The organism is Fusobacterium varium (assembly GCA_021531615.1).
Lineage (GTDB): Bacteria > Fusobacteriota > Fusobacteriia > Fusobacteriales > Fusobacteriaceae > Fusobacterium_A > Fusobacterium_A varium_C.
Genome location: JADYUE010000012.1, coordinates 37,956 through 49,434 on the forward strand (window position 1 = coordinate 37,956; position 11,479 = coordinate 49,434).

At 25.9% G+C, this 11,479-nt stretch carries 5 protein-coding genes; all 5 read left to right on the forward strand.

The window, feature by feature from the left end:
* Positions 1 to 161: 161 nt before the first annotated feature.
* The 5 genes from I6E31_06025 (at position 162) to I6E31_06045 (ending at position 11,228) form a co-directional block, all read left to right on the forward strand.
* Positions 162 to 3,083, forward strand: a complete 2,922-nt coding sequence (locus I6E31_06025) for a hypothetical protein (protein ID MCF2639532.1) — start codon at positions 162 to 164, stop codon at positions 3,081 to 3,083.
* Between the two features lie 119 nt (positions 3,084 to 3,202).
* Positions 3,203 to 4,711 (forward strand): TIGR02677 family protein, encoded by a 1,509-nt coding sequence (locus tag I6E31_06030; protein MCF2639533.1) that lies wholly within the window; start codon positions 3,203 to 3,205, stop codon positions 4,709 to 4,711.
* 13 nt (positions 4,712 to 4,724) lie between these two features.
* Positions 4,725 to 5,864 carry a TIGR02678 family protein gene (locus tag I6E31_06035; GenBank protein MCF2639534.1) on the forward strand — a complete coding sequence of 380 codons (1,140 nt, stop codon included), beginning with the start codon at positions 4,725 to 4,727 and terminating at the stop codon, positions 5,862 to 5,864.
* 3 nt (positions 5,865 to 5,867) lie between these two features.
* A complete protein-coding gene (locus I6E31_06040; GenBank protein ID MCF2639535.1) occupies positions 5,868 to 9,923 on the forward strand; it encodes a TIGR02680 family protein in 4,056 nt (1,351 codons plus the stop codon).
* Positions 9,924 to 9,944: 21 nt separating this feature from the next.
* The gene (locus tag I6E31_06045; GenBank protein ID MCF2639536.1) at positions 9,945 to 11,228 is read left to right on the forward strand and encodes a DUF2399 domain-containing protein; all 1,284 of its coding nucleotides are present in this window, start codon (positions 9,945 to 9,947) and stop codon (positions 11,226 to 11,228) included.
* The last annotated feature ends 251 nt before the right edge of the window (positions 11,229 to 11,479 follow it).

An 11,479-nucleotide genomic window follows, 5' to 3' on the forward strand; every position in this document is an offset into this window, starting at 1 on the left:
TATAAAATAACTATATATTTAAATAAATTGACTAAAATTTTAGGATTATTTATAAAAAGATAATCTTCGATTTTCTTACTAGAATATATATGATTTACTTTTCAAGAAAATAACATTATAGTAAAATTAGCAATACTATTATAAAGAGAGGACTTAAATTTATGTACAAAAAATATTTTTATTTGTTATTTGTTTTTATTATTTCAATTTCTTCTTATAGTAATACTTTATATCAATTTGAAAAAGGGATTCCTAGTAATTTTATTATTGGTAAGAATTCTAAAATTGAAATAACAAAAGAAAAATTTAAAGATGGAACTTCATCATTAAAATGGGATTTTGAAAAAAATTCTATTTTAACAATTAAAGGAGATGTAGGATACAAAGTTTTTCAAAAAGGGAAACAAGAAAAAGCTCGTTCAAGTTTTGTTATGTGGATCTACAATAAAAAGCCTATAGATGACAAGATGCAAGTTCAATTTAAAAAGAAAGGTGAGGTAAAATCTTATTTTTCTATTAATATGAATTTTACTGGTTGGAGAACAATGTGGGTTCAATATGATAGAGATATGAATGGAAAAGCTGAAGAAAATATGGATGAAATCACTTTTATAGCTCCTAATGTTAATGGAGAAATCTATATAGATCAAATTTATACAAGTATTTTAATTGATCCGAGACATAATGCTAGAGATGAACAAGTTGACTTTGTAAATTTACAAGCAGATAGTGCTGTAAATTCTCATTGGATGGCTTTGTACAAAAATTATAATGCTATTTCACAAAATAAGGATATACAAAAATTAACTTCTGAAGAGATTAAAGGGATTAGAAGTGTAGAGAATAGATTTAAAAATGATATTATAAAAAAGGAAAAAGTTAATTCAAAATTAATAGAAAAAAATAGAGAAAAACTTCAAGAATATCTGACTACGACAGTTGTTTCACCACAAACAGTTGTTCTTTACAAAGATTTTTCTAAAGAGGAAAAATCATATTTAAAAGATGTACAAATTAAAGAGTATGGTAGTTGGTTAAGAGAGTTAGCTTTTATGTATAACTCTACAGAGGATAAAAAATATAAAAAAGAGATATATGAAATTTTTAAAAAAGGTCTTAATCATCTATATGAACAAGGATGGGCTAAGGGAAGTTGTCAAGGGACAATTCACCATTTAGGGTATCAAGTTAGAGAACTATATCAAAGTATTTTCTTAATGAAAGAGCCACTATTAAAAGATAAAAGTTTAAAACAAGCTAAAGAAATGGTAACTTGGTATAGTGCTATGGGAATTTTATATACTCCTGATAGTGAGATAAAAGGTGTTAATGCTGATGTGTTAAATACTATGTTACCAGGAATGCTTATAGCTATACTATTAAATGAGGATGATAAAGTTACAGCAAGTCAACTATATCAATTAAATCATTATCTTACTAAATCTATTGATTATGCACCAGGGTTACTTGGAGGATTTAAGGAAGATGGAAGTATGTTTCACCATATGCAAAACTATCCTGCTTATGCAAAAGGAGCTTTTGAAGGATTAACTCCTATTATGTATTATCTAGGAAATACAGCTTTTGCCTTAGATGATTATTCATTTAATATTGTAAAAAAAGCTGTTCTTATGACTAGAGTTTACTCTAATACTCATACTTGGTTAATTTCAATTAGTGGAAGACACCCAGATGACAGATTCCAAATATCAGATGAAGTTTTTAGATATTTAGCTTTAGGAAAAAAAGTTGGAAATGATAGTGAGTTAGCTAGTGCATATTTAAGACTTGCTCCTCAAGGTAGATTTGCTGAAGAGTTAAGCTCTTTAGGATTTAAAGCTGAAACTACTCCTCAAGGAGCTTGGACAATGAATATGTCATCTCTACAACTTCATAGAAGAGATAATTGGTTGATAGGTGTTAAAGGATATAGCAGATATTTAGTAGGAAATGAAACATATATTAAAAATAATCTATTTGGAAGATATATGAGTTATGGAAACTTCCAAATTTTAGAAAACTCTTTAATTGAAAGTGGTTATGTTCAACAAGGATGGGATTGGTCACACTTCCCAGGAACAACAGCAATTGCTTTACCAATAGATAAGTTAAAATCTCCAATCTCTCAAGTTGATATTTATAGTGGGGTTGAGGAGATGTTACTTTCAGATGAAACATTCTCTGGAGGAAACTCTTTAAATAATAATGGTATGTTTGCTATGAAACTTCATGAACACTCTAAATACAATGATACTCATAGAGCTAGAAAATCAGTTTTTCTATTTGATAATAGAGTAATTCTATTAGGAAGTGATATAGAGAATAGAAGTGATTATGAAACTCATACAACTCTTTTCCAAAATTATTTAAGTGATAAAAACAGGATTAGTAAAGTTGAAAAAATAAAAAATAGTGATTTTATTTTAGATACTCAAAATAATCTATATAAAGTTGTAGAGGGTAAATTAAAGTATAAAAATGGATTACAAAACTCTTTAGATCAAAATAAAGGAACTCCTACAGAAAATTATTATGAAATGGCATATATCAATCATGGAAAAAATACTAAAAATCAAAAATATCAATATGCTATTTTAGTAAAAGGAGATAAAGAAGAACAAGAAAGATTTAAGAAAAACTCTAATTATCAAGTTTTACAACAAGATTACAATGCTCATATTGTAGAAGATGAAATATCTAAAATGCGAGGATATGCTTTATTTGAAAGTGGAGATATTAAAGATAAATATCTTAAATCTGTAGATACACCATCTTTAATACTTATTAAACCTAATGATAATTCTTTAGAGTTAAGCTTTGTAGATCCTGATTTAAGATTATATGAGGGAAAAGATGAGAGTCAATATGAGAAGAATGGAAAATTAAAAGAGGTAAGTATATATTCAAGAAAATGGAATGGTAATCCTTCTATTCCACATACTTCAACTATTATTTTAAATGGAAAGTATAGTTTAGAAAAAGAAAATAAAAATATTTCTGTTGAAATAGTAGATAATATTACAATCGTAAAAATTACTACAACTTATGCTATGCCAGTAAAACTTAATTTAAAAAAATTATAAAATCTAAAATTTTAAGTGCTGATGTTTTTTAACATTGGCACTTTTTATATTAGCAATATAAAAAAATTTTTAATTATGTTATAATTAAAACAACGAAAAAATAAAAATGGAGAGATTAAATGAATATTTTAAGAGAGATAAAGGAAACAGCTTATTTATCAACAACCAAAAGTGAACAGTATCGAAGAATAATGAGGATTTTTTTCAACGAATATGAAAAGATGAACTTCCATCTATATAAAGAGGATATATTGAATAAAATAGAGGGGTTTCCAGAATTTGAAAACTATACAATGGAGAAGATAAAATCAGATTTAGATTCTTTAGTAGATTGGGGAAATTTAATAGCTATTCAAGATACTAAAAAAGTAAATACCATAGAGGAATTTAAAAATCGCGAATATAGATATTCAATGAGTGAAAAAGCTGTAGTAATAGAGAGAATGACAATAACATTAGAAAATATTCATTTTGAATCAGGAAATTTATCAACTAATTATATTTCAAGAATGATTAGTAATTTAGAGGAAATTAGTTTTTTATTTAGCCGAAATGTGAGTGATGATAGTATTTATGATTGTTGGAGAATTATTCAAGAGGATTTTAAACAGATAAATCAAAACTATCAAGATTATTTAAAAGAGTTTTATAGTAAAAAAAGTGAAGAACTTATGAAAACAACAGAATTTTTACTTTACAAGGAAAAATTCATTAATATTCTTAAAAATTTTATAAAAAACTTACAAAAATATAGTAGTAAGATGGAAGAAACTTTAAAGAAAATAGAGTTTCAAATGGAAGATAAAATATTGGAATTAATAATAGAAAAAGAGTTTGAGAAACAAGAATTAAACCTAAATAATGAGTTCAAAGTTGATGAAAATTTTAAGAATAGATTGAGAGAAAATATTATAGGGAAATGGCAATCACTAAAAAATTGGTTCATTTCAAATGAAAAAAGAAAAAGTGAATATAGGCAGATTATGAATATTACTGAAGAGATAATAGGAAGAATTGTACAAGAAGCCTTTTTTATAACTCAAAGAGAGAATTGGGGAAATGAGAGAAAAGCAGAGTATAGAAAATTTATAGGTTTATTTATTGATTGTCAAGATATTAAAGAAGCACATAAATTAGCATCACACCTATTTGGAATCCAAAAGATAAGACACTTTAATTTAAGAGCTCCAAATACAATAAGTAGTGAAAGTAGTGTGTATGATGAGGGAGAGGATAAAAATAGAAACTATATGGAGTATATTTTAGAATCACACAATAGAACTTATAAACCAAGAGTTGAAAAAACTGGATTTGAAGATAGAAGAGAATTGAAAGAAAAATTGAGATTAGAATATAAGAGAAAATTAGAAAATGATAGAAAAATGATAACTCAATATTTAGATAAGGGAATTTTAGATATTTCACAAATTGATGGAGAGATTTCAGCTGAATTTAGAAAATTTATTTTAAATTTAATTACAATGGCTAATCTTTCTAGTGATAAAATTAGTAGAACTGAGTATGGTCAAAGGTATAAAATCATAGAAACAAATGAGAAGATGGTTTTAAAATGTGAAGATGGAAATTTAGAAATGCCGAAATATATATTTGAATTTTTGGAGGATTAATTTGAGTGAGATATTGAAAGAAAGCAAAGGAATAAGATTACTGCTAGAAAACTTTTGGTTAATTAGAGATAATAATAGAGAAGAGTATTATGAGATAAAAGATAATAGATTAAAGATAGAGAGATTTTTTTCAGAAAAATTAGGCTGGAAGCTTATTTTTAATAATAGATTGATAAAATTGGAAAAGACTCCAGCTAGAGCAGAGAGTTTTATGGGGATAGCTGAATTTAAAGATACAATGGATTACTGTATACTATGTAGTCTGTTGATGATTTTAGAAGACAAAGAGGATGGAGAGCAATTTCTTTTAAGTAGTTTAACAGATAGAATAAAGATTTATATAAAAGAGTATATTGAAATAGATTGGTTGAATTACTCACATAGACAATCTTTAGTAAGATCTTTTAAATATGCTGAAAGTATAGGATTAATTAGAAAAAATGATGGGGATATTAATAAATATAATAACAGTGTTGAAATAGATGTTCTCTATGAAAAAACAGGGTTTTCTAGATATTTTGCAGTAGATTTTCAAAAGGATATATCTAATTATACTTCATACAAAGATTTTGAGACAGAGAAAATAGAGGATATAAGCATGGACAAGGGGGAACAACGTACTAATAGAATATACAGAAATCTTCTTACTACTCCTGCTGTTTATTGGGAGGAAACAAAAGATGCAGATAGTATCTATATTAGAAATCAAAAACCAGCTTTAGAAGGTAATTTAAAAAAATATCTTTTAGGAAATTTACATGTTCATAAAAACTCTGCTTTTTTAGGTTTTGATGATGAAGATCTATTAGGAGAGATTCATCCTAAAAAAAGAGGTACACTTTCAGATATAGTACTTTTAATTTGTGGAGAATTGAGAAAGAAAATTGTTAATCAAGAGTTAAAAAGAGAGATAAAGGATTTTGTAGAAATTTCTAAAGCAGAGATGATCTCACTTATAGAAGAAAGTAAGAATAGATATGGAATAAATTGGAGTAAAGAGTATAGAGATATGAAACTGGAAAAATTATATGAAAATATAATTGAATATATGGAAGAGTGGAAATTTATAGAGAAGGTATCTGAGGATAAATTAATTATTTATCCAGCAGTTGGAAAAGTGATAGGAAAATATAGAAAAGTAAAAAAGGGGTAAATGATGAGTAATCGTTGGAAAATGAATAGAATAGGGTTTGTAAATTTTTGGCTCTATGATGAGGAGATATTTGAATTAAAAGATGGAAAACTTTTGATAAGAGGGTCAAATGGATCGGGAAAATCTGTAACAACTCAAAGTATAGTAAGTTTTATTTTAGATGGAGATAGAAGTCCAGAGAGATTAGATCCTTTCGGTTCTACAGGTAGAAAAATGGAGTACTATTTTTTACAAGATGGAGAAAAGGATGAACAGACAGGATATATTTTCTTAGAATTGAAAAAAGGGTCAACAGAACAGTATCTAACTTTAGGTATAGGGCAAAAAGCCTCTAAGGGAAAACAGATGTCTTTTTGGGGATTTATACTCAATGATGGTAGAAGAATAGGAGAAGATTTTGAATTATATAAAGATAGTGGGGGAGTAAAAACACCTTTTTCTGAGAAAGATTTATTAAGAAGATTGGGGGATAAAAATAAATTTGCTACTACTCAAAGAGAATATATAGAGATGGTAAATAAAGAACTTTTTGGTTTCTCGCAAATAGGTTACTATAAAAAGCTTATAAATTTTCTATTAAAAATAAGAACATCTAAACTTTCAACAGGAATAAAACCAGTTGATGTTTATCGTATATTAAAAGATTCTCTTCAAGTATTAGAAGATGAAGATTTAAGAATATTAGCTGATACATTGGAAACAATGGATAATATGCAATTAAACAATGAAGAGCGTCAAAAAGAGATGAAGAGTCTATTAACTTTGAAAAGTGAGTATGATAAATATAATAGATTTATTTTGTGGAAAAAAGCTAATACATATAAAGAAATAAAAAATGAGTATGAAAAATTAGAAAAAACTTTAAGAGAGAATTTCAAGGAGATAGAGAAGCTAAAAAATCAAAAAACAGATACAACTATTGAGATAGAAAATATTTTAAAAAGGTTAGATGAGATAAAAGATGAGATTAAAATAGTTGAAGCTATGGATTTAGAAAAACATGTAAGAAATTTAGCTGAACTTGAAAAGAGACTAAAGGATAATGAAAAAGAGTTTTTAGAAAATAAAGAAAAATGTGAAGAGTATAAGGAAAGATTGAAAAAAGATTCAATAAATAAGCATGAAGAAGAAAAGAAATTAAATGAGATAAAAAATAAAATTTCAAAGCATTTAAAAGAGATGAAAGAGATAAATGAAACTTTATTATTTAATAGTAGCATAGAAAATGAGAATATTATATATGATAGAGAGAGTAGTAAAAGAATTGAAGAGGTAAAAAATAATTTAGAAGTTTATAGAGAACAGATAGATTTAGGACTAGAAGCTTTAAAAGTATATAGGGAATTATCAATTAAAAGTGGAGAAATAGAAAATAGGGTAAATAATTTAAAGTTAGAGATGGAATATAAAGAAGATGAGTTGCAAAAGGCAATACTTCTAGAAGATGGAGCTAGGGATTCTCTTATTGAAGATTTCTATACAATGAAAGATCAAAATGAATTTTTAAAGCTATCTAAAAATGATTTAGAAAAGATAATTGAGCTAGTAAAAAAATATGAGGGATTAATAGAAGCTGAAGAGATCAAAAGAGTAGTAGAAAAAAATTATAATAGTAAAAATCAAGAACTTCAAGAGGAAAAATTAAGTAAAAATCATCTATTAAAAATAAAAACTGAAGAGTATGATAGAGAGATAGAGGAGTTAAATAGATTAAAAGAATTAGAGGAAGAACCACCTAAAAGAAAAGAGGAAGTTGTAAAATGTAGAGAAGAGTTACAAAGAGTGGGAATAAATTTTATATCTTTATATGAAGCTATTGATTTTTCAGAAACTTTATCTAAAGAAGAAAGAAATACTCTTGAATCACAATTAAAAGATAGCGGATTATTAGACTCTTTAATTATAGCCTATGAAGATAGAGAAAGAGCTTATGAAATAATAGAAAAATATTCAGATACAATTATTAAAACAGTTGAAAATCCAAATAAAAAAATTAGTTTTAAAAGTTTGATTATAGAAGAGATAGATGAAAAATTAAGAAAGCCAGTGGAAGATTTTTTAAAGAGTATCATTACAAAAGAAAATGATTCTAGTTTTGAAGGGATAGTTTTAGAGAAGACAGGATATTTTAAAAATGGAGTTTTAGAAGGGTATAGTAGTTGTAGAGAAGAAGCTTCATTTATAGGAGTAAACAATAGAAAGAGAAAATTAGAACAAACTATTTTAGAAAAGGAAGAGAGATGTGCTGATTTTCTATATTATATTAAAGAGTTAGAAAAAGAGATTAAAGAGATAGATGGTAAATTATCTATTTTAAAAAGTGAATATGAAAATATACCTAAATTTTCTAATCTTAATACAGGAATAAAATTAAAAGAGGAAAGTGAAGAAAATTTAAAAAGAGCCAAAGAGAGATTTGAAATAGAAGATGAAGAACTAAGTAAAATAAAAATAAGTATGAGAGAGTGGAATCAAAAGGTTATTGAAAGATGTAGAATACTTCCTTTTAGTAGAATATTTGAGGAGTATGAAGAAGCAAAAATAACTGGTGAAAAGTATATGTTGGCTATATATGATTTAGAATCATATATTAGAAATTACAATATCTCTGAAAATAAAATAGTTACAATAGAAGATTCTGAGATAAAAAACGAAGAGTTACTAGATTACTTTTCTATGGCTATGAGAAGAATAGAAAGTGAGATAGAGAGAAATCAAAATTCAATAGAAAAAATAAATGAAATTTTAAACTCTCCAGAAAATTTAGAGGCTACAAAAAGGTTAAAAAAATTAGAAGATGAAAAATCACAATTGGAAAAAGAGTATATGGAATCTGAAAAAATTATTTCTAATATAAAAGGGCTTTTAGAAGAGAAAGATAAAAATTACAATATTGAGAAAAAGAGATTTGAAGAGAAAAAAATAGTAGTTGAAAAAACAGAAAAACTATATAAAGAAGAGTTAGAATTAGGATATGTTCAAGTTAAAAATGGAGATAAGATTGAGAAAATAGAAAAATTGGAAGATATTTTAAATTTAGTTAAAGAAAGAGAAAAAGATAGAGCTGTAGAATCAGTAAGTAAAAAACTACAAGATAAACTTATTGAAAATAAGAGTAGTTTAGAAAAGTATATGATAGGTATTGAAGAAATTTTTGATGAAGATCCAAACTACTGTAGAAAAAGAAATTTTATCAGAGTAATAAAAAATGGAAAGAAGATATCTTTATATGACTTTGAAAAAATATTACAAGATGAGATTATTCAAGGGGAGTTAGCAATAGAGGCAAAAGATAGAGAATTAATAATAGATATTTTAACTGGAAATATAGGGCATAAGATAAATGATTATATCTATGAAAGCAAAATGTGGATAAAAGATATGACAAAAATTATGTTAGAGATGGATACTTCGATGGAATTGAAATTTTCATTAGATTGGAAAGCAAAGGAAAAATTAAGTGAAAATGAGCTAGATATAAAAGAATTAGAGGTTTTATTAAGAAAAGATGTTGAACTTTTACCAAATGAAGATTTAGAAAAAATATCTAGTCACTTTAAAAGTAAACTAAAACTCATCAGAGAGGAACTTGAAGATAATAAAAAAGAAGAGAACAGTTATATGGCAGCTATAAAAAAAGTTTTAGATTATAGAGAGTGGTTTGAGTTTAAAATCTATATTCACAGAGAGGGTAAACCTAAAAAAGAGTTAACTAATGATGCTTATAATAAGTTTAGTGGTGGAGAAAAGGCGATGTCAATATATATTCCACTATTGGCAGCAGCATCAGCTCAATATAAAAAAGCAAAAGAGGATTGTCCAAGAATAATTGCATTAGATGAAGCATTTGCTGGAATAGATGATAAGAATATAGATAGTATGTTTGAATTGATAGAGAAGTTAGATTTTGATTATATTATGAACTCTCAACAACTATGGGGTTGCTATGAATCAGTGAAAAATTTAAGAATAGCTGAATTAACTAATTTGAGAGATAAAAAGATGATACTTGTAAATCGTTTCTTATGGAATGGAAAAAATAAAAGTTTAGAACTTTAGTAAAATTTGAAAGGAAAAATAATGGAAAAAACTTTAAAGGAGTGTGTTTCCTATTTTAAAAATAATCGAGGATATAAAAATATTTTTCAACAGATGAGAGAAAAATGGAGATCTTATGGTAAAATCTCTGGAAATATTATACTAAACAATCCAACTTTAGAAGAGAGAGAGGCTATAAAAAAATTTTTAGGTATAGTTAGTGACAATAAAAAAATAAAGTTTAAAATGTCAGATTTTGAAAAGGGTTTGAAAGAGTCAAGATTTAATAATGTTGAATTAATAGAACTATTAGAAGAGTATTTTCAAGAGAAGATTATCTATCAAAAAGAGGAGAAAAAATTTATAGAAGAGGAAAGGATAAGATTTTTTGAAAATATAAGAGCAAAATTAAAAGTAGAATCTCTTTATAATAAAGAGATAGAAAAATTATTAGATACAATAATTCTTGAAAAATCGTATCTTTTTAAATATGGAGAAGATAACTTTGAAACAGAGAGAATGATATTTTTATCCTTAAAAGCAGTTAATTATTTAAGCAATTTAGATGAAAGAATTAAGATTGCTATTTTAGGAGCTGAAATAGCTAAATCTCCACACTATTTTGATAGGGGAAGTATAGCTGGAAATTTTTTAATATATCTCCTATGTTTGTTATTTGATATTGAAGAGACAAAGGGAGCAGAGAATATTTTAGAGGTATATTATAAAGCTAATATTGAAGTTGATAGTGTATCTAATTATGTGGCTTGTTTTGGAATAAGATTATATACAAAATTAGAGGAACATGGAGCATATAGTGAATTTATAAAAAACTCTGAAGAATATCTAGTTACATTATCTAATCTATCTAAAATAGTAAAAGCTGATAGTGATAATAAAAAAGTTTTTATTGTAGAAAATCAAATGGTTTTCTCCTATCTTTGTGAATGTTTTAAAAATAGAAATATATCAATTTTATGTACCTCTGGGCAATTAAAAACAGCAGCATTGATTTTAATTGATATGTTGTGTGAAGCAGGATGTAAAATATATTATTCTGGAGATTTTGATCCAGAGGGAATAGAGATAGCTGAAAAACTTATTCAAAGAGATAAAAATATAGTTCCTTGGTGTTTTTCAAAAGAAAATTATAAAATATCTATTTCTGAAAATATTATCTCTGATGAGAGATTGAAAAAGTTGGATAAAATAGAAAATACTTATTTCAAAGAGTTGATAGAGGAGATAAAAATAGAGAAAAAAGCTGGTTATCAAGAGTTATTACTAGATAAAATGCTAAAAGATATAGAAGAAATTTGTATTTAATTGGATATAGAATAAAGTATTTAATTTTTTGGTTTTTTATTAAATAGTTCTGATGAAAACACAAATAAATTTTCGCTCTTTGTCAAATAGAGTTGATGAAAAAATAAATAAACTTTCAAGTAACTCCAGTGATTTTCACTGGAGTTATTTTGTTGCCAATTAAAACTAAAACTTTATTTTTTAAGAGAATGTGAAAAAAAGTCTGTAAATTAAAATAATAAATGCTTTAAATAGCTTTCTATGATAAAATT